Source organism: Oceaniglobus trochenteri, assembly GCF_020529025.1.
Lineage (GTDB): Bacteria > Pseudomonadota > Alphaproteobacteria > Rhodobacterales > Rhodobacteraceae > Oceaniglobus > Oceaniglobus trochenteri.
Genome location: NZ_JACNMM010000002.1, coordinates 448,078 through 468,431, shown reverse-complemented (window position 1 = coordinate 468,431; position 20,354 = coordinate 448,078). Strand labels below are relative to the sequence as shown.

Genomic DNA, 20,354 nt, shown 5'->3' with positions numbered 1-20,354 from the left:
GGGCCCTGGCGAGGCCAAGGGGGCGGCCCCGGGTGTCGGTGAGGGGCGCGATACAGCACTGGCGGCCGCGCGCCACGGGCATGGCCCGGGCGACGCGTGCCGCAGCGAAGGATATGGCCGCTTCCCTCATCGACATGGCGCTCAGCCGATGGCCTTCAGCACGGCTTCGCCGAGGCCCGCGGGGCTGTCGGCCACGGTGATGCCGGCCGATTTCATCGCTTCGATCTTGTCGTCGGCGCCGCCCTTGCCACCGGCGACGATGGCGCCGGCATGGCCCATGCGACGGCCCGGAGGGGCGGTGCGCCCGGCGATGAAGCCCGCGGTGGGCTTCCAGCGGCCCTTCTTGCGCTCGTCCGCCAGGAACTGCGCGGCTTCCTCTTCGGCGCTGCCGCCGATTTCGCCGATCATGATGATGCTCTGGGTTTCCTCGTCGGCCAGGAACATTTCCAGCACGTCGATATGCTCGGTCCCCTTGATGGGGTCGCCGCCGATGCCCACGGCCGTCGATTGGCCCAGGCCGCTGTCGCTGGTCTGTTTCACGGCCTCATAGGTAAGGGTGCCCGAGCGCGAAACAACACCGACGCTGCCGCGCTTGTGGATGTGGCCCGGCATGATGCCGATCTTGCATGCGTCGGGGGTGATGACGCCGGGGCAGTTGGGGCCGATCAGGCGGCTTGCGGTGCCTTCCAGCGCGCGCTTGACGCGCATCATGTCCAGCACCGGAATGCCCTCGGTGATGCAGATGATCAGCGGAATCTCGGCGTCGATCGCTTCCAAAATGGAATCGGCGGCGAAGGGGGGCGGCACGTAGATGACGCTGGCATTGGCGCCGGTCTTTGCCACCGCTTCGTGGCAGGAATTGAACACGGGCAGGTCAAGATGCGTCTGGCCGCCCTTGCCCGGCGTCACACCGCCGACCATTTTCGTGCCATAGGCGATGGCCTGTTCGCTGTGGAACGTACCCTGGCTGCCGGTGAAGCCCTGACAGATGACTTTGGTGTTTTCGTCTACGAGAATGGCCATGTTGGTTCCTTGGTCGGTGAAATGGATCAGCCGAGGCTGTGGGTGTCAGAAAAGCGCATCGTCATCCTCGACCAGCAGATCGAGGGCGCGCAGGGCGATCATCCCGGCCCCCGCCAGGATGAGAGAGCGCCCGATGGAGCCGGTGAGGTTGCCGGGCAGAACGGTGGCGACGCCGTCGCGCGTGTGCCGCGCCGCGCGCGCCAGGCCCTTGTCGCGGCCTTCGGTGCGGGGGCGGTCGGGCAGGGTAAGGGCGGCGGGGCGCCACTGGCGAAGTGCAAGGCCAATGCCCAGCATCGCCAGGCCCCAAAGCAGGGGGTTCATCTTCGGTTGGGGGGTCATGGTGCTGTTCCCTGTTGCGTGGTGTGCAGGGGACCAATCCGAAGAGACAGGGCAGAGTTCCGGACCATGGTCAGTTCACCTCCGGGGAAAGGCGGTCGACACCGATGGCGGTCCGGCCGTTGCGCAGGGTCACATGGACGACGGCGCGCCGTCCGCGCGGCAGATCGCGCCCCTCGATCAGGGCGGTGCCCGCTTCGGGCGCATGGGTAGGCGGCAGCATGCCGGCCGTGCCGAAAACCGGCGGCGTCTGCATCTGTTCGCGCAGGGCCGCGATGGCCTCGGCGGTGTGATCGCCATCGAAAGTGACTTCGCAGCGCCGGTCAGTGCCCGGATGGGCACCGGGCGCGGGGGCGATGGTGGTGTCATAGAAGGTGAGCGTGAAGGGCAGGGGGGCGCTTGCCGGTGTGCCCGACGTTTCGCGCATCCGCCGCTCGGCCTGCTCCTGCGTCATCCCCTTGGTGAAGCAATGGGCATTGAAGGCGCGGATGGCATCACGCGCCTCGCCCGCGTGGGCGGCGCTGCCTGCAAGACTGACCGCAAGGGCCAGCCCGTATGCTGCCTGTGCCGTCAAGATCCGTCCTCGCGACGAAGGGTCCGATCGAGATAGAGGGTCAGAAAGCCATCGCCCAGAACCACCATAGCCAGCGCATCGGTGCCAGGCAGCAATCCGGCGATCCAGTATTCGTGGTGATCGTCGCTGGGGAAGATCGTGTTCATCGGTGCGCCCACCGGTATGTCCTTGTTCATCGGGCCGCCGACGATGTCGAGATCGGGGAGGGCCGCCGTCCGCCGCAGGAACACTTCGTGCAAGAGCGCGGTTCTCATGTCAGGAGCGCTGCCCGTCATGTCGTTGAGGCTGAGCGTGCAAGTGCGCTCTTCGCGGGTGCCGACGGCGACAATGGACACGCTGACAGGCTGCCCTTCGATCAGGGTGTCGATGCTGGCCGATCTGCCGTCATCGGTCTGAAAGAACACCTTTTCGCCAACCGGGCCGGGGACGGGCAGGGATTTCGCAAATGTTTCGGGGTCGCTCAGCGCTGCCGGACATGTCTTGAGAAAAACATCCCAGGCGGCATCCGCGCGCGATGCCTCTTGCGCCGCCGCCGGAGCGGCAAGCGCCAAGGCCGTCAGGAGGGATGCCGCCCGCATCGCTTCAGCCCTTCACCGCCTTCACGATCTTCTCGGCACCGTCGCGCAGGTCGTCGGCGGCGATCACGTCAAGCCCGCTTTCGTTGATGATGCGCTTGCCTTCCTCGACGTTCGTGCCTTCCAGGCGCACCACCAGCGGCACCTTCAGGCCCACCTCCTTGACCGCCGAAACAACGCCCTCGGCAATCACGTCGCAACGCATGATGCCGCCGAAGATGTTCACCAGGATGCCCTTCACGTTCGGATCGCTGGTGATGATCTTGAACGCCTCGGTCACCTTTTCCTTGGTGGCACCACCGCCGACATCCAGGAAGTTGGCCGGCTCGGCGCCGTAAAGCTTGATGATGTCCATGGTTGCCATGGCCAGGCCCGCGCCGTTCACCATGCAGCCGATCTCACCATCCAGCGCGATATAGTTCAGGTCGTATTTGCTTGCTGCCAGTTCCTTGGAATCTTCCTCGGTCTCGTCGCGCAGGGCGGCGATGTCGGCGTGGCGGTACACGGCGTTGCCGTCGAACGAAACCTTGGCGTCCAGCACCTTCAGATCGCCCTTGTCGGTGACGATCAGCGGATTGATCTCGAGCATCTCCATGTCCTTCTCGACGAAGGCCTTGTAGAGCAGCCCCATCAACCCGACGCACTGCTTGACCTGCTGGCCCGACAGCCCCAGGGCAAAGGCGATGCGCCGCCCGTGGAATGCCTGATAGCCCGAGGCGGGATCGACGGCGAAAGAGAGGATCTTTTCAGGGGTCGATGCGGCGACCTCTTCGATGTCCATGCCGCCTTCGGTCGAGCAGACAAAGGAAATGCGGCTGGTCTGGCGATCGACCAGCAGGGCAAGATAAAGTTCGGTTTCGATGCCGCTGCCGTCTTCGATGTAGATGCGGTTCACCTGCTTGCCGGCCGGGCCGGTCTGGTGGGTCACCAGGGTGCGGCCCAGCATCTTCTTGGCCTCTTCGGCGGCTTCGGCGACGGATTTGGTCAGGCGGACACCGCCCTTGTCGCCGGCGTCGGCTTCCTTGAACTTGCCCTTGCCGCGCCCGCCGGCGTGGATCTGGGCCTTGACCACCCAGAGCGGTCCGTCAAGTTCGCCTGCTGCGCTTTTGGCTTCTTCGGCACGCAGGACGGCGCGCCCGTCGCTGACCGGGGCACCGTAGGATCGTAGCAGGGCCTTGGCCTGATATTCGTGAATGTTCATGGCATGCGGTCCCTTGTCATGGCTGTCGGTTGTCTTGTGCATGGCATGAGTTGCGAAAGGGTTTAAGGGGTATTTGCAACCGGCAGGGTGAATTGGCGGAAAATCCCGCTTTTGTGATCACACGCTCAAATGCTGTGATCACAAAAGAGGAAGGGACCGGGCGGGTGATTCGCGCGGTCCCTTCGGGAGCATTCTGCAATCTGACGCGGCCTTGGGCCAGCATCGTGCGGCATCACTGCGCTTGGGCAGGGGCGAACTGCTTGCCCGCAAGGGGGGCGCAGCTTTCGCCCTCATCGGCGATGGCAAAGCCCGCGTCGGACACCTCGATTTCGCATTCCAGCGGGAAGGCGTCGGTCGGGCCGCTGCCCGCGGGATCGCTGAGGGTGAGGGTCGTGCCGTCAAGGGTGTATTTGCCGCTCAGCCACTCGGCTTCCTCGTCCGTCGCCATCTGGAAGGTGCCGTCTTCGGAAAGCTGGGCCGTCACGCCGTCAGCCGTATAGCGACCGGGGGCAACCGTGGCGGCACCATCCTGGGCTTCGCCGCTGTCTGCTGCGGCTTCGTCCTTGGCGGGGTCAGCGCTTGCTTCTGCCTCGGCCTCATTGGCCTTGGCGTCTTCCTTGCTGGCATCGCTTTCGGCTTCGCCTTTCGCGTCCTCGGCCTCGGGGGCTTCATCTCCCTTGGCCGCATCGGATTCACCCGAGGCATCATTCTTCGCCTTGTCCGACTCGGTGGAAGCTTCTTCCTTGGCGTCGTCAGCCTTGGGTGCGTTTTCCTGCGTGGCGTCGGTTTTGCCGGCTTCTTCTTCCTTGGCTTTGGCAGGTTCGTCGGTGCCTTCGGTCTTGCCTTCCTCGGCCTTCGCGGCATCGTCTGTCTTGGTGCCCTCGGCTTTATCCGAAGCCTCCTGCTTCGCCTCGTCCGACCCGGCGGCCTCATCCTTGGCCGCGTCGCCTTCCTTGGCGGCAACGCCCTCGTCCGAGGACTGATCCTTCACCTCATCGGCCTTCTTCGACTTCTCTTCATCGCCCTTGGCGGCATCGGTCTTGCCAGCCTCAGTCTCGGCAGGCGCCGCCTTTTCATCGGTGCCCGGGGCCGCAGCGCCATCCTCGGAGATCTCCGAGGAAATGCGGCGTTCGATTTCGGCCAGCTTCTTGGAGCGGTCAGCGACAGATTCGGTCAGTTCCGTCAGGGTCGACTGCAACTCGGTGCGCTGGCTTTCGATCGCCGCCACGTCCTTCGTCAGGTTGTCGAGGCGCTTGGTGGCCTGATCGACCTCGGTGGTCAGGGTCGTGGATTGCGCGGTCAGGGTCGCGGTTTCGTCACGGGCGGCGGTCAGCTTTTCGTTGACCTCGGCCAGTTCGCTGCGGGCTTCGTTCAGGCTGCTTTCGGTCTTGGCGGCCTCTTCGGTCAGGCGGGCGGTCTCGTCGCTCATCTGCGACAGGGCCTCCTGCTGCTCGGCTTCGCGGGCACGGGCCTCTTCCACGCGGGCGTTGATCTCGGTCAGCTCATCGTTCTGCTCAGAGATGGTTTTCTGCAACTCGGCGCTGCGGTCTTCGAAACCGGCAAGTTCCTCGCGCAGGGGGGCCAGTTCGTCCTGGATGGCCTGTTCCTCGGCCTGGGTGGTTTCAAGCTGGCTTTGCAGATCGCCCTGGCGGGCTTCAAGATCGGCAACCTCGGCGCTCAGGGCATCGACATTTTCCTGCGCGCTGTCCCGCTGGGCGGTCAACTCCTCGACCTCGGGCGTCAGTTCCGCGATCTGGGTGTTCAAATCCTCGACACTGCCAGAGGCGCTGCGTTGCTCTTCAAGGGATTGGGTGGCCGCGTCGCGTTGCGACAGCGCGGCCGTCACTTCGTCCGACATGCGGTTCTGCTGAACGAACAGATAGAGTGCCGCAAGCCAGCCGACGACGGCCACGGCGACGGCTATGCCTGTCGTCCCGTTGAACCCGCCACTGGATTTTTCCTGATCCGCCATGTTTCGATGTCTCCCCTTTTGAGCAGCTCTCGGCGCCCCGATCCGGCGCCCGTGATAGAGGGGAGCGAAAAGCGCACCCCGAGGGCGCATCGTCGTCGCCCCTTGCAAAGATAATGACCGGGGCAGGCCGAAGTTCCAAGGCTTCAGGCGATATTCGGAGAGTGGCAACGCAAAAGGGCGCCCCGCGGGGCGCCCTTTCGGTCGGTCGTCAGCGTGGCCGTGGCTCAGGTAAGCGAGCTGTCGATGCCCTTGCAGGCCTCGACCAGGCCCTTGACCGCATCGACCGACTTGTCGAACATCGCCTGCTCTTCCTTGTTCATGCGAATGTCGATCACACGCTCGACACCGCCGGCGCCGATCACGGTGGGCACGCCGACGTACATTCCCTTGAGCCCAAGCGCGCCATCGACATAGGCCGCGCAGGGCAGAACGCGCTTCTGGTCCTTCAGGAAGGCTTCGGCCATCTCGATCGCGCTGGTGGCGGGGGCATAGAAGGCGCTGCCGGTCTTCAGCAGGCCGACGATTTCGGCACCGCCGTCACGGGTGCGCTGGATGATGGCGTCCATCTTGTCCTGCGTGGTCCAGCCCATTTCAACCAGGTCAGGGAGGGGAATGCCGCCCACGGTGGAATAGCGCGCCAGCGGCACCATGGTGTCGCCGTGTCCGCCCAGCACGAAGGCGGTCACGTCCTTCATCGAGACATTGAATTCCAGCGACAGGAAGTGGCGGAAGCGGGCGGAATCCAGAACCCCGGCCATGCCGCAGACCATGTTGTGGGGCAGGCCCGAGAACTCGCGCAGCGCCCAGACCATGGCGTCCAGCGGGTTGGTGATGCAGATGACAAAGGCGTTCGGCGCGTGCTTGGCGATGCCTTCGCCGACCGACTTCATGACCTTGAGGTTGATGCCCAGAAGATCGTCGCGCGACATGCCCGGCTTGCGGGGGACGCCGGCGGTGACGATGCAGACATCCGCGCCCGCGATCTCGGAGTAGTCGTTGGCGCCCGTCACGCTGGCATCGAATTTTTCCGACGGACCGGAGGATGCGATATCCAGAGCCTTGCCCTGGGGGGTGCCTTCGGCAATGTCGAACAGGACGACATCGCCAAGTTCCTTGATGGCGGCGAGATGGGCGAGCGTGCCGCCGATCTGACCGGCGCCGATGAGGGCGATCTTGGGTCTTGCCATGGAAGTGATCTCCGATCTGGTGTGGTGTCGCCCGGTTGGGTAGCGATTTGGCGCAGCCCGTGCAAGCCTGCCGCGCCGCGGCACGGGGCGATGACGGGTGGCCCCCCGAAGATGTTGGCGCTAAAGCGGTGGCGTATCTGGGGTTTCGGGCAGGACGCACAAGTTGGAACTGGACATCACATTTTTTGCCTTCGCCATTCCGGCCGTTCTGTTTGCCGGGGTGTCGAAGGGCGGTTTTGGTTCGGGTGCGGCCTTTGCCGCGGCCCCGCTGCTGGCGTTGATTCTGCCTCCGGCCCAGGCCATCGGTCTGATGTTGCCGCTGCTCATGATCATGGATGTGACGGCCCTGCGCGCCTTCTGGCGGCGGTGGAACTGGCCCGTGGCGCGGGTGATGATGATCGGCGCCGTGCCCGGTGTGGTGCTGGGCGCGGGGCTTTACAGTGTCGCCAATGCCGATGTGCTGCGGTTCCTGATCGGGTCGGTGGCGATAGGGTTCGTGGCCTATCAACTGGCCCGCGCCCGCGGCTGGCTGCGGCTGGAGGGGCGGCGGCCCTTTCCCGGGGCCGGATATTTCTGGGGCGGGATGGCCGGGTTTACCAGCTTCATCAGCCACGCCGGCGGCCCGCCCGCGGCGGTTTACCTGCTGACGCGGGGCCTGGACAAGACGACCTACCAGGCGACGACCGTTCTCGTCTTCACGGCGATCAACCTTTACAAGTCCGGCTTTTACTTCGCGCTTGGCATCTTCACCGCCGATACGCTTTGGGCGGGGGTGTTCCTGGTGCCGGTGGCCTTTGGCGGTGTCTTCCTGGGGGTCTGGCTGCACAAGGTGGTGTCCGAGAAGTTCTTCTTCGGGATTACCTATGTGTTCCTGACGATCACCGGCGCCAAGTTGATCTTCGACGCGCTGACCTGAAGGCGCGTCGCGGAAGCCTAGGCCGGGTTGCCGGCCGGGACGGGCGATTCTGCCAGGTTCTCGAAGGCATGGCCCGAGGCCGCGATGCAGGACAGGCCCGCAGCGGTGGAGACCACGATGCTCCAGGTGCCGGTTTCGGTCGAGGCGAAAACCTCGACCACCTGGTTGGGGCCGGCCAGCCCGATGGATTGGCGGGTTTCGCCGAACTGCGCGCTCAGCTTTTCCACCACCACGGCGCGCGGTGCACAGTTGCGCGACTGGGCAAGGGCGTGATCGGTGGCAAGGAACAGCGCACCCAGCGCAAGAAAGGCGGCGGCAATTTCACGTTTCATGAAGTGTCTCCTTGATACGAAGTGGCGCGCCGATGCCGGAACCGCCCGATCACGACGCCTGCCGCCAGCCTGCGCGCAGCATCGCAAAGAGTGGTTAACGCGCCGTTCGCGCCCATTTCTGCGATGCGGCATCTTTGGGGTTGCAGAATGGTGCGTTTGCGGGCTTTCTGGCGCAATATAATTACGGAGATCGCCATGTCCGCCACGTCACGCCCCCTACGCTCGGTCCTTTACGTTCCGGCCTCGAACGAACGGGCGCTGCAAAAGCTGCGGGATCTGCCCACCGATGCCGTGATCTTCGATCTTGAAGATGCCGTGGCCCCCGCGGCCAAGGCCGACGCGCGCGGCACGCTTGTCTCCACGCTGGCCTGGGGCTTTGGTGCGCGCACAACCATGGTGCGGATCAACGGGTTCGACACCGAATGGGCCGATGACGACCTGCACGCCATCGCCCCCGCCGCGCCCGAGGCGATCCTGCTGCCCAAGGTGAACGGCCCCGAGGACATCAAGAAACTGTCGGCCCGGCTGGACGCCCGGCCCGAAACCCGAGAGACGGCGATCTGGGCGATGATGGAAACCTGCGAAGGCATCCTGAACGCCGCCGCCGTGGCCCGCGCCCCGCGCATGGCGGGATTCGTCATCGGCACCAACGACCTGGCGCGCGAGTTGGGCTGTGCCACCGGCGGCGACCGCATGGAGATGATGATGGCATTGCAGACCTGCCTGATGGCGGCGCGGGCGGCGGGCATCGCCTGTGTCGATGGCGTCTACAACGCCTTCCGCGACGAAGAGGGCCTGCGCGCCGAGTGCGAACAGGGCCGCGCCCTGGGGATGGATGGCAAGACGCTGATCCACCCGGCACAGGTGGCGGTGGCCAACGGTATCTTCGCGCCTTCGCCCGAGGCGCTGGACCTGGCCCGCCGCCAGATCGAAGCCCACGATGCCGCCATCGCCGCCGGGCAGGGTGTGGCCGTTCTGGACGGGCGCATCGTCGAGAACTTGCATATCGTCACCGCAAAGGCGACCTTGGCCAAAGCCGAAGCCATTGCCACGTTGGAGAACTCATGATCCTCATCATCCTTGGCCTGATCCTGTGGTCGGGCGCCCATTTCTGGAAACGAATTTCACCCGACAGCCGCGCCGCTATGGGCGACAAGGGCAAGGGCATCGTCGCGATTGTTTCGGTGATCGGGATCGTGCTGATGGTGATCGGCTATCGCGGGGCCGAGGGCGCGTTCTATTGGGGTCGCTCTCCGGCGATGACGGGCATCAACAACCTGTTGATGCTGTTTGCCTTCTATCTTTTCGCGGCCAGCGGGGCGAAGACGCGGATCACCCGCTTCATCCGCCACCCGCAGCTGACGGCAGTCAAGGTCTGGGCGATCGCGCACCTTCTGGTGAACGGCGATACGCCCTCGTTCGTGCTGTTCGGCGGGCTTCTGGCCTGGGCCGTGGCCGAGGTGATCGTGATCAACCGCGCCGTGCCGAATCCGGCCCCCGCCCATCCGGTTCCGGTAAAGAAGGAAGTGACTGCGGCAATCGCGGCCATCGTCGCCTTTGCCGTCGTGTCGGGCATCCACATTCTGTTGGGAGTGAACCCCTTTGGCTGAACACACCATTTATCGGTTGCTGACCGGCGATGACACCTCGGAATTCTGTCACAAGGTCTCGCTTGCGATGAGCAAGGGGTGGGTGCTGCACGGCTCGCCCGCCTATGCCTTTGACCAGGCGAACGGCGTGATGCGTTGCGCCCAGGCGGTCACCAAGGTGATCGATAAACCCTATGACCCCGACATGAAACTGGGCCATCAGTGAGCGGCAAGACCAACCCGGGGCGGTTCTTCGAGGATTACCGCCTTGGCGAGGTGATCGACCACGCGGTGCCCCGCACGGTCGGGGCCGGGGAAAGGGCGCTTTATCACGCGCTTTATCCGGCGCGGGGGGCGCTCTATTCCTCGGACCGGTTCGCAATGGCCTGCGGTCTGCCCGCTGCGCCGCTGGACGATCTGATCGCGTTCCACGTGGTTTTCGGCAAGACGGTGCCCGATATTTCGCTGAACGCCATCGCCAACCTCGGCTATGCCGAGGGGCGGTGGCTGGCCCCCGTCTGGCCGGGCGACACGCTGCAAAGCCGGTCCGAGGTGATCGGGCTGAAGCAGAATTCCAACGGCAAATCCGGCGTGCTCTGGGTGCGCACAACCGGCACCAACCAGCACGGCACGCCGGTGCTGAGCTATGTGCGCTGGGTCATGGTGCGCCGCCGCGCACCGGGCGAGGCGCCGGAAACGGTGATCCCCGACCTTGCCCTCCATGTCGCCGCTGCCGACCTGGTTCTGCCCGGGGGGCTGGATTTCACCGGCTACGATTTCACCCAGGCCGGTGAGCCGCACCGCTGGAGTGACTATGCCGTCGGCGAGGTGATCGACCATGTCGATGGCGTGACCATCGAAGAGGCCGAACACATGCTAGCCACGCGCCTGTGGCAGAATACCGCGAAGGTGCATTTCGATGCCTCCCAGCGCGAGGGCGGCCGGCTGATCTATGGTGGCCATGTCATATCGTTGGCCCGTGCGCTGAGTTTCAACGGGCTGGCCAATGCCCAGATGATCGTGGCGCTGAATGGCGGTGCCCATGCCAACCCTTGCGTGGCGGGGGATACGGTGCGCGCCTGGTCACAGGTTCTGGACCTGGCCGAGACGACGGCGCCGGGCGTCGGGGCGATCCGACTGCGCACCGTCGCCGTGAAAGGAGACGGGCAGGGGGTGAAGGACGAGGCCGGCCGCTATCTGCCCCATGTCCTGCTGGACCTGGACTATTGGGCGGTGATTCCCCTTTGACGGTGCCGCCGGGCGAGAGTGCGGGCGCCTCCGGCGGGAGTATTGGAAGGCAAGAAAGAGGGGGTGGGGCGCGGCCCGTCCTCTTGTGATCACAAAAAATCTGCCCGTGATCACGAAAATGCGCGATCCAGGGGAAAGCGGCGAAATGTGGCCGGAAAATCGCCGTGGGGTCGTGACTTGGGCACGGTAACGGGCGTAAGGTGCGCCGAAAGCTACCATTGGCCCGATCGGGGCGGTGCGCAATACGAGGATTTTTCCATGGCAGACGTTAACCGCGGCAACCGGCCCCTGTCGCCACACCTGAGCATCTACCGCCCCCAGCTGACCTCGATGACGTCGATCCTGACGCGGATCACCGGCAACGCGATGCTGGTTGCGGCGCTGCTGATCGTGTGGTGGTTCCTGGCTGCGGCGACATCGCCCGATGCCTTTGCCACCGCGGATGGCTTCATCACCAGCTGGTTCGGCGATCTGGTGATGTTCCTGTCGGTTTGGGGCCTTTGGTATCACACGCTGGCGGGGCTGCGGCATCTCTATTGGGACACGGGCCGGGGGTACGAAGTGGAATTCGCCGAGAAGCTGGGCTGGGGCTGCATCGGCGGTTCTGTCCTTCTGACGCTGTTGACCGTGGCCCTGGTGTAGGAGCGAGTAACATGAGATTTCTGACAGATCGCAAGCGGGCCGTGGGCCTTGGGTCGGCAAAATCGGGAACGGCGCATCACTGGTCGATGACGATCAGCTCGGTTGCCCTGATCATCCTGGTGCCGCTTTTCGTTTTCACCTTCGGCCCGATGCTGGGCCGCCCGCACCTTGAGGCGCTGGATTATTTCTCGCGCCCCTTCCCGGCCATCGTCGCGGCGCTGACCATCGCGGTGGGGTTCATGCACTTCAAGAACGGCGCGCAGGTGCTGATCGAGGATTATACCGGCGGACTGACGCGCAAGGCGCTGATCATCGGCGTGATCTGCCTGTCCTACGCGGCGGCGGCGACCGGCCTTTTCGCAATCGCACGCATCGCGCTCTGACGCCAACGCACGGGAGTTCGGCCTATGGCTGCTTATGAATACGAAACGCACGAATATGATGTTGTGGTCGTGGGGGCGGGCGGTGCGGGCCTGCGCGCGACGCTGGGGATGGCCGAACAGGGCCTGCGCACCGCCTGCGTGACCAAGGTTTTCCCGACGCGCAGCCACACCGTGGCGGCCCAGGGCGGCATCGCCGCAAGCCTGTCGAACATGGGCCCCGACAACTGGCAGTGGCACATGTACGACACGGTGAAGGGGTCGGACTGGCTGGGCGATACGGATGCCATGGAATACCTGGCCCGCGAGGCGCCCAAGGCGGTTTACGAGCTTGAGCATTACGGCGTGCCCTTCTCGCCCACCGAAGAGGGCAAGATCTATCAGCGCCCCTTCGGCGGCCACACCACCGAATTCGGTGAAGGCCCCCCGGTGCAGCGCACCTGTGCCGCCGCCGACCGGACCGGCCATGCGATCTTGCACACGCTTTACGGCCAGAGCCTGAAGCAGAAGGCGAAGTTCTATATCGAGTATTTCGCCATCGATCTGATCATGTCCGACGATGGCGTCTGCCAGGGCGTGTTGTGCTGGAAGCTGGACGATGGCACATTGCACCTTTTCGCGGCCAAGATGGTGGTTCTGGCCACCGGTGGCTATGGTCGGGCGTATTTTTCCGCCACCTCGGCGCATACCTGCACCGGCGATGGCGGCGGCATGACGGCCCGGGCCGGTCTGCCGCTGCAGGATATGGAGTTCGTGCAGTTCCACCCCACCGGGATCTACGGCGCCGGCTGTCTGATCACCGAGGGCGCGCGGGGCGAGGGCGGATACCTGACCAACTCCGAGGGTGAGCGGTTCATGGAACGCTATGCCCCCACCTACAAGGATCTGGCCAGCCGCGACGTGGTCAGCCGCTGCATGACCATGGAGATCCGCGAAGGGCGCGGCGTGGGCAAGGACGGCGATCACATTCACCTGAACCTGAACCACCTGCCGAAAGAGGCGCTGCACGAACGCCTGCCCGGAATCTCGGAATCCGCCCGCATCTTTGCCGGCGTGGACGTGACCAAGGAGCCGATCCCGGTTCTGCCCACGGTTCACTACAACATGGGCGGCATCCCGACAAATTACTGGGGTGAGGTTCTGGCGCCGACGGCGGACAAGCCCGACAATATCAGCCCCGGTCTGATGGCCGTGGGCGAGGCGGGCTGTGCGAGCGTGCACGGGGCGAACCGGCTTGGCTCGAACTCGCTGATCGACCTTGTGGTCTTCGGGCGGGCCGCGGCCATTCGCGCGGGTGAGATCGTCGATCCGTCAACGCGGGTGCCGACGCCGAACCAGCGTTCGGTTCAGGCGGCGCTGTCGCGCTTCGACGGGCTGCGCTATGCCAAAGGCCATGTGCCGACCGCCGAACTGCGCCTTGAGATGCAGAAGACCATGCAGCAGGACGCCGCCGTTTTCCGCACCGACAAGACGCTGGAGGAAGGCCGCCAGAAGATGAACGAGGTCGCGGCCAAGCTGAACGACATCAAGGTGACCGATACCTCGATGATCTGGAACAGCGACCTGATGGAGACGCTGGAGCTGGAAAACCTGATGCCCAACGCCGTGGCCACCATCACGGCGGCGGCGGCGCGCAAGGAAAGCCGGGGCGCCCATGCCCACGAGGATTATCCCGACCGTGACGACGAGAACTGGCGCAAGCACAGCCTGGTCTGGTTCAAGGGGCAGGAGGCATCGCTGGGCTATCGCGGCGTGCATCTGCAACCCCTGACAAGCCACAACGACGGCGGGATCGACCTGAAGAAGATCGCGCCCAAGAAGCGGGTGTACTGATGCGCCGGGGGCTTGCCATCTTGGCCGCGCTGGGGGCGTCGGTGCTGTTTGCCGCGCCATCCTTTGCGGGCGGGCGCGGTGAGATCACCTGCCCGATCGGATATGTCATGCGGAACGAGGGCGGCTCGCTCGTCTGCCGCGATGCCGGGCGTTATGGTGTCGTGCGTGAGAGCGTGGTCCTTTCGACAACCCCGTCCGCTCCGGTGCGTCCGGTGGTGACGGCGCACGCCACGCCGCGCCATGCCATCTGCGGCTATCCGTACCGGCCTTCGGATTCGGCGTTTTCGGGCGGTTCGGGTTACATCATCAAGGATGATGTCCGCCGGGCGTACGGTTGCTGATGAAACACCTCGCACCATGTCTTGTCGTCATGGCCGGGCTGCTTGCGGCCTGCGCGCCCATCTCGCCGGAACTGGCGGCGCGCCAGTGCGAAGAGCGCGCGCGTGCGGCCGATGGCGTGACCGGCGAAGTCGGCATCGGGATCGGCACCGGCGGGGCGCGCAGCAAGGTGAAACTGGGTGTCAGCAGCGACATCTTCCGCCAGCGCGACCCCTACCAGGTCTATGATAGTTGCGTGCGCGAAAAATCGGGGCAGGGGCCAATCCGGCCTCTGGTGTTGTAATGAGAGCTTTGCTGATTCTTTCCCTTCTGGCCGTTGCAGGCTGTGCGCTGCCCACCCGCGACGAGGTGACCCGCGCGGCGGCGAAATCGGCGATCCGCCCGGTTCTGGCGCAGAAACTGCCCGGTGTTCCGATCGAACCGGCCAGCGACTGCGTGATCGACAACGCCAATTCGCCCGAGCTTCTGGCTCTGGCCTCGGACAGCCTGACGGGCGCGACGGCCAGCACCGTGGAAACCGTAAGCGGCATCCTGTCGCGCCCGGCCACAATTCAATGTCTGGCGACCCAAGGTCTGCCCGCCCTGCTTAGATAGGAGCCCACCCATGGTTCAACTGACCCTGCCCAAGAACAGCCGCATCCGCACCGGCAAGACATGGCCCAAGCCCGAGGGCGCGACGAACCTGCGCAAGTTCAGCATCTATCGCTGGAATCCCGATGACGGCGAAAACCCCCGTGTCGACAATTACTTCGTCGATATGGACACCTGCGGTCCGATGGTTCTGGATGCCCTCATCAAGATCAAGAACGAGATCGACCCGACGCTGACCTTCCGCAGGTCGTGCCGCGAGGGGATCTGCGGCAGCTGCGCCATGAACATCGACGGGATCAACACGCTGGCCTGCATCTATGGCATGGACGAAATCAAGGGCGACGTGAAGATTTACCCGCTTCCCCACATGCCCGTGGTCAAGGACCTGATCCCCGACCTGACCCATTTCTATGCCCAGCATGAAAGCGTGATGCCTTGGCTGGAAACCACCACGACCCGGCCCGCCAAGGAGTGGAAGCAGAGCATCGAGGACCGCAAGAAGCTGGACGGTCTTTATGAATGCGTGATGTGCGCCTGCTGCTCCACCTCCTGCCCGTCCTACTGGTGGAACGGCGACCGCTATCTTGGCCCTGCCGCGCTGCTCCATGCCTATCGCTGGATCATCGACAGCCGCGATGAGGCGACGGGCGAGCGGTTGGACGATCTGGAAGACCCGTTCAAGCTTTACCGGTGCCACACCATCATGAACTGCGCCAAGACCTGCCCCAAGGGCCTGAACCCGGCGCGGGCCATCGGCCAGATCAAGAAACTGATGGTCGAACGCACCATCTGACGCTTGGGGGCGGGCGGAACTTTGCCGGTCCGCCCCTTGTACCTGCGCTCTGGCACATTGCCCCTTGCCGCCGGACCGTGAGGCGGCATTCTGCCTTTCTGGACAAGGGGGCATGACATGCTGAGATCTGCGGGCTTTCGTTTTCTGATCGTCGGGCTTTTGGCCCTGTTCATGTTCATTCCGCTGTTTTTCGTCGGCGAGATCGTGGGCGAGCGGGCGGAATATTCGCGCCGCACCATCGAGGATGTCGGGCAGGAGTGGGGCGGGCGGCAGGTGATTGCCGGCCCGCGCCTTGTCTTGCCGCTGGAAGGCCCCCTGACCCGGACGGAACGGCGCGAGATCCTTGATCCGGCCACCGGGCTGACGCGGATCGAATCCGTCGACGTGGTGGAAATTGCGCGGCGCGGCGCGATCTATATCTACCCCGAGCGTTTCGACGCCACCATCACCACCGAAAGCGAAATCCGTCACCGGGGCCTGTTTGACGTGCCCGTCTATACCGCGCTGGCCGACATGGGCTTTGCCTTGGACCCATCGGGCGCCCAGGCATTGCTGCAGGAGGGCGAGCGTATCCTGTGGGATCAGGCCGCCCTTGACCTGAGCCTGACGTCGAACCGGGCCCTGCGCGGTGTGGCAAGTCTGAAGGTGGGCGAAAGGGAGGTGCCGCTTGAGCCACGCGCGGCGGGCGAAACCGGTGGGATCATCGCCGCCCTGGGCGATCCGCGCGATCTGGGCGCGATGACCCTGAAGCTGGGCTTCAACGGCGCCGAACAGCTGATGATCGCCCCGGTCGGCCGCAACAGCACCATCGAGATGGACAGCGACTGGCCCCATCCCAGCTTTTCCGGCGCCTTCCTGCCCGATGGGTCGGAGGTGGGCGAGGATGGGTTTTCCGCTCGCTGGACCATCCCGCACCTGGCCCGGGCCCTGCCGCAGATGTCGCGCGACGACAATGACCGCATCGCCCGAAGTGAAGCCCTGGGCGTGCGGTTCTTCCAGCCCAACGATTTTTATCAGAAGGCCTATCGTGCGGCGCGATACGGCATTCTTTTCATCGCCCTGACCTTCCTGTCGGTCCTGCTGATCGAGAACCGCCAGGGGGCGCCCGCACATCCGGTGCAATACATCCTGATCGGACTGGCGCAGTCGGTCTTTGTCCTACTGATGGTCGCCTATGCCGAACAGATCGGCTTCGGGGCGGCCTATGGCCTTTCGGCGGGGGCGACCATCGCGCTTCTGGTGCTGTTCGGGGCCTGGGGGTTGAAACTGGGGCGGCGGACGCTGGTTCTGGGGCTGATGCTGGTGGTGCTTTACGGCGTGTTGTACCTGATCCTGCAAAGTGCGGATTACGCGCTGCTGGCCGGGTCGACGCTGGCCTTCGGCGCATTGGCCGGAACCATGTATGCCACCCGCAACGAAGATTGGTATGGCCCTGCCAAGGCCGGCCCGCGCAAGCCGCTGTTCGGCGGCACCCGCGCGGAGGAGAAACCCGAAGGCGGGGCGGGGGTGGTCAGTTCAGACGCTGAACCGCCCCGCTTGCCCGATCAATGATCCAGCGGACGGGCAGGGTGGGGCAGCAGCGCGGCTCGCCCGGGCCCTGCATGGTGGTTGTCACCTCGATCCGGTCGGGCAGGATGACATGTTCGCGCGGGTCAAGGCCGAACAGGCCCGGAACCGATGTTGTCATCCCCCAGCCCGAACCGGACCGGTTGAAAACGCCCACGGAAATGCCGGTGCTGCCGGCCGAGCCGACGATGACCGGATAGACGACGCCAAGGGCCGTCGTGGCCGCTTCGGGATCAACACTGTCAGGAAGCCAGTAGGACCCGGCCAGCGGTTCGCCGGGCGCCAGGGCGTTCAGCAGCATCTGGTCAAGGTTGCCCCAACCCTGTTGGGCCGATGCGGGCAGGGCAAGTGTCAGGGAAAGCAGGGCAGCGGCGATAAGGCGCATGGGACGGCTCCGGTGGCTTCCGAGGGAGTGCCAGCAGGATCGCAACCGGTGGGCTGTTCGTCAATGATGGCGGGAATGGGCCGGAGGCAGGGCGACTGCCTTTCATCATTCGCGGACAAGGATTGGTCCGCAATCTGTCATTTCAACCTTGCCGCGGGCGAATATTGTCAAGGCAACGTGCGGTTGCAAATTCTGTTATTAAGATATTTCAATTGGTGATTTTCCGGGCGCATCGCATATTATTTGACGCGGGGTAATGGCCATTCGCGGAATGCAGCTTTGCCAATTCCCAATGTCGCGCAATCCGGCCTGACCCAGGGGCAGATTGGCAATTGATCCAACCAATCAGGGTCGGATCTGGCGCCGGCAGGGGTGGCCCTGCCGGCGCCAGACCATGTTCTCAGATCTCGAAGTCTTCCAGTGGCTTGCCAGCGGCCAGCGCTTCCTTGATCCATGCGGGCTGGCGGCCGCGGCCTGTCCAGGTCTGGACCGGGTCTGCCGGATTGCGATACTTCGGCGGGTTCTTCTGACCGGCCTTGCGGCTTTTCTTCTCGTTGCCCAGAAGTTCGTCCAGCGAGTATCCGTGCTGTTTCGCGGTGGCTTCTGCGGCGGCGCGGGCTTCGGCTTTGCGGCGGCTGTCAAGAGTATCGATAGCGTTCTCCACTTCGGCACGCAACTTCAGCAACTCCGCACGGGAGAGTTTATCAAGTTCCATAACTGTTCCAATCGTTCAATACGCCCGTACAATGAGCGCCGTTCCGTGGTTGTTGTTTTACATTGAACCCTGATTGGCAAGAATAAATTGGCCAAATCTGAAACGATAGGCGGAGAACGGCGCGCAAGTGGCGAACCTGCCACCTAGGCAGCCGCAATGCGGCATTCGGCCAGGGCGATGATCTGGCCCATGATATCGTTCAAACGAAAATCCTTTGGCGTATAGATTTGCGCAACGCCCATTGCGTGCAATTCTGCAGCGTCCGATTCGGGGATAATGCCGCCAACGATCACGGGAATGCTCTCGTATCCTTCTGCGCGCAATTGGCCGATCAATTCCCGGACAAGTTGAATATGGCTTCCCGACAGGATCGACAGGCCTATGACATGGGGCCGATTTTCGATCACCGAGGCCAGAATGTCGCCGGGCGTAAGGCGGATGCCGTCGTAGGTCGTCGCCATGCCGCAATCGCGGGCGCGGGCGGCGATCTGTTCGGCGCCGTTGGAATGGCCGTCCAACCCCGGCTTGGCCACCAGCAGGGAAAGGCGCCGCCCCAGCCTGGCCGAAACGGCATCGACCTCGGCGCGCAACCTGTCCAAGCCCTCGACCCGGTTCGACGGATTGCGCGACACGCCGGTCGGCCCGCGATATTGGCCAAAGGCGGCGCGGATCATGTCGCCCCATTCGCCGGTTGTTGCGCCGGCCCGGGCCGCGCGGATGCTGGGGGGCATGATGTTCGCCCCCGAGGCGGCGGCGGCGCGCAGCTCTTCGAGCGCGGCTTGCGCCGCTTTCTCATCGCGGGCGGCGCGCCAGGCCTGCAGGCGGGCGATCTGGTCGGCCTCGGCGCCCTTGTCGGCGGCCATCACCGCATCGTCGCCCGCAATCAGGGGCGATGCTTCGCCGGTGGTGAACCGGTTGACGCCGACAACCGGAGTCTCTCCGCTTTCGATGCCTGCAAGCCTTGTGCCGTTGCTGTCGACAAGGCGTGACTTCATGTATTCGATGGCCTTCACCGCGCCGCCCATGCCGTCGATCAGCGCCAGTTCATCCCGCGCACCGGATTTCAGCGTTTCGACCCGGGCGGCGATCGCCGGGTTGCCATCGAACAGGTCGCCGTATTCCAGAAGATCGGTTTCATAGGCCAGGATCTGCTGCATCCGCAGGCTCCATTGCTGATCCCAGGGGCGGGGCAGGCCGAGAGCCTCGTTCCAGGCGGGCAATTGCACGGCGCGGGCGCGGGCGTTCTTCGACAGGGTGACGGCCAGCATTTCGATGAGAATGCGATAGACGTTGTTTTCCGGCTGCTGTTCGGTCAGCCCCAGCGAATTCACCTGAACCCCATAGCGGAAACGGCGATAGCGCGCATCGGTCACGCCATAGCGTTGAAGGCAGATCTCATCCCAGAGCTCGGCAAAGGCGCGCATCTTGCACAGCTCGGTGACAAAGCGGATGCCGGCATTCACGAAGAACGAAATGCGCCCCACCATGTCGGGAAAGTGCTCGGGCGCCACCTTGCTGCGCAGATCGTCGAGAACGGCTGTGGCGGTGGCCAGGGCAAAGGCCAGTTCCTGCTCGGGTGTCGCCCCGGCCTCTTGCAGGTGGTAGGAACAGACGTTCATCGGGTTCCACCGGGGCAGATGTTCTCGGGTGTAGGCGGCCACGTCGGTAATCATCCGCAGGCTGGGTTCGGGGGCGGTGATGTAGGTGCCGCGCGACAGGTATTCCTTGATGATGTCGTTCTGGACCGTGCCTTGCAGAGCTGCGATCTCGGCGCCCTGTTCCTCGGCCACGGCGATGTAGAGCGCAAGAAGCCAGGGCGCGGTGGCGTTGATCGTCATCGAGGTGTTCATCAGGTCCAGCGGGATATCGGCAAAGAGTGCCCGCATGTCGCCCAGGTGCGCGACCGGAACGCCGACCTTCCCGACCTCGCCGCGGGCAAGAACGTGGTCGCTGTCGTATCCTGTCTGGGTGGGCAGATCGAAGGCGACCGAGAGGCCGGTCTGCCCCTTGGCCAGATTTCCACGGTAAAGCGTGTTCGAGGCCCGCGCTGTCGAATGGCCGGCATAGGTGCGAAACAACCAGGGCGCGTCGCGGGTGGGGGCGTCGGTCATGTCAGCCTCGTGCGTAATAAAATTACCATATTGGATTGATAGGCGT

Annotated in this window: 24 protein-coding genes; 13 read left to right on the top strand and 11 right to left on the bottom strand. The window is 64.4% G+C overall.

Annotated elements, in window-relative coordinates:
• Positions 1-141 precede the first annotated feature (141 nt).
• The 7 genes from sucD to mdh all read right to left on the bottom strand — a co-directional run bounded on the left by sucD (position 142) and on the right by mdh (position 6,868).
• Complete coding sequence (gene sucD, locus H7828_RS02485; protein ID WP_226779355.1) at positions 142-1,023, bottom strand: succinate--CoA ligase subunit alpha; 882 nt, start codon at positions 1,021-1,023, stop codon at positions 142-144.
• A 45-nt stretch (positions 1,024-1,068) separates the two neighbouring features.
• Entirely contained in the window at positions 1,069-1,362 is a 294-nt protein-coding gene (locus H7828_RS02480) for a hypothetical protein (RefSeq protein ID WP_226779354.1), read from the bottom strand.
• 70 nt (positions 1,363-1,432) lie between these two features.
• The gene (locus H7828_RS02475) at positions 1,433-1,933 is read right to left on the bottom strand and encodes a hypothetical protein (RefSeq protein ID WP_226779353.1); all 501 of its coding nucleotides are present in this window, start codon (positions 1,931-1,933) and stop codon (positions 1,433-1,435) included.
• Complete coding sequence (locus H7828_RS02470) at positions 1,930-2,511, bottom strand: hypothetical protein (RefSeq protein WP_226779352.1); 582 nt, start codon at positions 2,509-2,511, stop codon at positions 1,930-1,932. Before H7828_RS02470 ends, H7828_RS02475 begins: the two co-directional genes overlap by 4 nt.
• Positions 2,512-2,515: 4 nt before the next feature.
• On the bottom strand, positions 2,516-3,709 hold the full coding sequence (gene sucC / locus H7828_RS02465) for an ADP-forming succinate--CoA ligase subunit beta (protein ID WP_226779351.1): 1,194 nt from the start codon (positions 3,707-3,709) through the stop codon (positions 2,516-2,518).
• Positions 3,710-3,941: 232 nt separating this feature from the next.
• Positions 3,942-5,681 carry a coiled-coil domain-containing protein gene (locus tag H7828_RS02460; RefSeq protein ID WP_226779350.1) on the bottom strand — a complete coding sequence of 580 codons (1,740 nt, stop codon included), beginning with the start codon at positions 5,679-5,681 and terminating at the stop codon, positions 3,942-3,944.
• Positions 5,682-5,905: 224 nt separating this feature from the next.
• Entirely contained in the window at positions 5,906-6,868 is a 963-nt protein-coding gene (gene mdh / locus H7828_RS02455; RefSeq protein WP_226779349.1) for a malate dehydrogenase, read from the bottom strand.
• A 163-nt stretch (positions 6,869-7,031) separates the two neighbouring features.
• Here mdh and H7828_RS02450 point away from each other — a divergent pair, with 163 nt between their 5' ends.
• A complete protein-coding gene (locus H7828_RS02450; RefSeq protein ID WP_226779348.1) occupies positions 7,032-7,784 on the top strand; it encodes a sulfite exporter TauE/SafE family protein in 753 nt (250 codons plus the stop codon).
• A gap of 17 nt (positions 7,785-7,801) precedes the next feature.
• On the opposite strand, the gene H7828_RS02445 is transcribed toward H7828_RS02450, so the two are convergent.
• Positions 7,802-8,116, bottom strand: coding sequence for a hypothetical protein (locus H7828_RS02445; RefSeq protein WP_226779347.1), 315 nt, complete (start codon positions 8,114-8,116; stop codon positions 7,802-7,804).
• Between the two features lie 195 nt (positions 8,117-8,311).
• Here H7828_RS02445 and H7828_RS02440 point away from each other — a divergent pair, with 195 nt between their 5' ends.
• From H7828_RS02440 to creD, 12 genes are all read left to right on the top strand, one after another.
• Positions 8,312-9,184: an HpcH/HpaI aldolase/citrate lyase family protein gene (locus H7828_RS02440; protein WP_226779346.1), complete on the top strand. Its 873-nt coding sequence runs from the start codon at positions 8,312-8,314 to the stop codon at positions 9,182-9,184.
• On the top strand, positions 9,181-9,726 hold the full coding sequence (locus H7828_RS02435) for an NnrU family protein (RefSeq protein ID WP_226779345.1): 546 nt from the start codon (positions 9,181-9,183) through the stop codon (positions 9,724-9,726). The genes H7828_RS02440 and H7828_RS02435 overlap by 4 nt, the downstream gene beginning before the upstream one ends.
• A complete protein-coding gene (locus tag H7828_RS02430) occupies positions 9,719-9,931 on the top strand; it encodes a DUF1737 domain-containing protein (protein WP_226779344.1) in 213 nt (70 codons plus the stop codon). The genes H7828_RS02435 and H7828_RS02430 overlap by 8 nt, the downstream gene beginning before the upstream one ends.
• Entirely contained in the window at positions 9,928-10,953 is a 1,026-nt protein-coding gene (locus H7828_RS02425; RefSeq protein ID WP_226779343.1) for a MaoC family dehydratase, read from the top strand. Before H7828_RS02430 ends, H7828_RS02425 begins: the two co-directional genes overlap by 4 nt.
• 258 nt (positions 10,954-11,211) lie before the next feature.
• Complete coding sequence (gene sdhC / locus H7828_RS02420; RefSeq protein WP_226779342.1) at positions 11,212-11,595, top strand: succinate dehydrogenase, cytochrome b556 subunit; 384 nt, start codon at positions 11,212-11,214, stop codon at positions 11,593-11,595.
• Positions 11,596-11,606: 11 nt separating this feature from the next.
• Positions 11,607-11,978, top strand: a complete 372-nt coding sequence (locus tag H7828_RS02415; protein WP_226779341.1) for a succinate dehydrogenase, hydrophobic membrane anchor protein — start codon at positions 11,607-11,609, stop codon at positions 11,976-11,978.
• A gap of 24 nt (positions 11,979-12,002) precedes the next feature.
• Positions 12,003-13,808 (top strand): succinate dehydrogenase flavoprotein subunit, encoded by a 1,806-nt coding sequence (gene sdhA, locus H7828_RS02410; RefSeq protein WP_226779340.1) that lies wholly within the window; start codon positions 12,003-12,005, stop codon positions 13,806-13,808.
• Positions 13,808-14,149: a hypothetical protein gene (locus H7828_RS02405; RefSeq protein WP_226779339.1), complete on the top strand. Its 342-nt coding sequence runs from the start codon at positions 13,808-13,810 to the stop codon at positions 14,147-14,149. Before sdhA ends, H7828_RS02405 begins: the two co-directional genes overlap by 1 nt.
• Positions 14,149-14,430 (top strand): hypothetical protein, encoded by a 282-nt coding sequence (locus tag H7828_RS02400; protein WP_226779338.1) that lies wholly within the window; start codon positions 14,149-14,151, stop codon positions 14,428-14,430. Before H7828_RS02405 ends, H7828_RS02400 begins: the two co-directional genes overlap by 1 nt.
• On the top strand, positions 14,430-14,741 hold the full coding sequence (locus H7828_RS02395; protein ID WP_226779337.1) for a hypothetical protein: 312 nt from the start codon (positions 14,430-14,432) through the stop codon (positions 14,739-14,741). Before H7828_RS02400 ends, H7828_RS02395 begins: the two co-directional genes overlap by 1 nt.
• Before the next feature lie 10 nt (positions 14,742-14,751).
• On the top strand, positions 14,752-15,531 hold the full coding sequence (locus H7828_RS02390) for a succinate dehydrogenase iron-sulfur subunit (RefSeq protein ID WP_226779336.1): 780 nt from the start codon (positions 14,752-14,754) through the stop codon (positions 15,529-15,531).
• 117 nt (positions 15,532-15,648) lie between these two features.
• On the top strand, positions 15,649-17,082 hold the full coding sequence (gene creD, locus H7828_RS02385; RefSeq protein WP_226779335.1) for a cell envelope integrity protein CreD: 1,434 nt from the start codon (positions 15,649-15,651) through the stop codon (positions 17,080-17,082).
• Here creD and H7828_RS02380 read toward each other — a convergent pair.
• The 3 genes from H7828_RS02380 to H7828_RS02370 form a co-directional block, all read right to left on the bottom strand.
• Positions 17,042-17,482, bottom strand: a complete 441-nt coding sequence (locus H7828_RS02380; protein WP_226779334.1) for a hypothetical protein — start codon at positions 17,480-17,482, stop codon at positions 17,042-17,044. The genes creD and H7828_RS02380 overlap by 41 nt on opposite strands.
• A gap of 400 nt (positions 17,483-17,882) precedes the next feature.
• Positions 17,883-18,197, bottom strand: a complete 315-nt coding sequence (locus tag H7828_RS02375; protein ID WP_226779333.1) for an H-NS histone family protein — start codon at positions 18,195-18,197, stop codon at positions 17,883-17,885.
• 143 nt (positions 18,198-18,340) lie between these two features.
• A complete protein-coding gene (locus tag H7828_RS02370) occupies positions 18,341-20,308 on the bottom strand; it encodes a methylmalonyl-CoA mutase family protein (RefSeq protein ID WP_226779332.1) in 1,968 nt (655 codons plus the stop codon).
• Between the last annotated feature and the right edge of the window lie 46 nt (positions 20,309-20,354).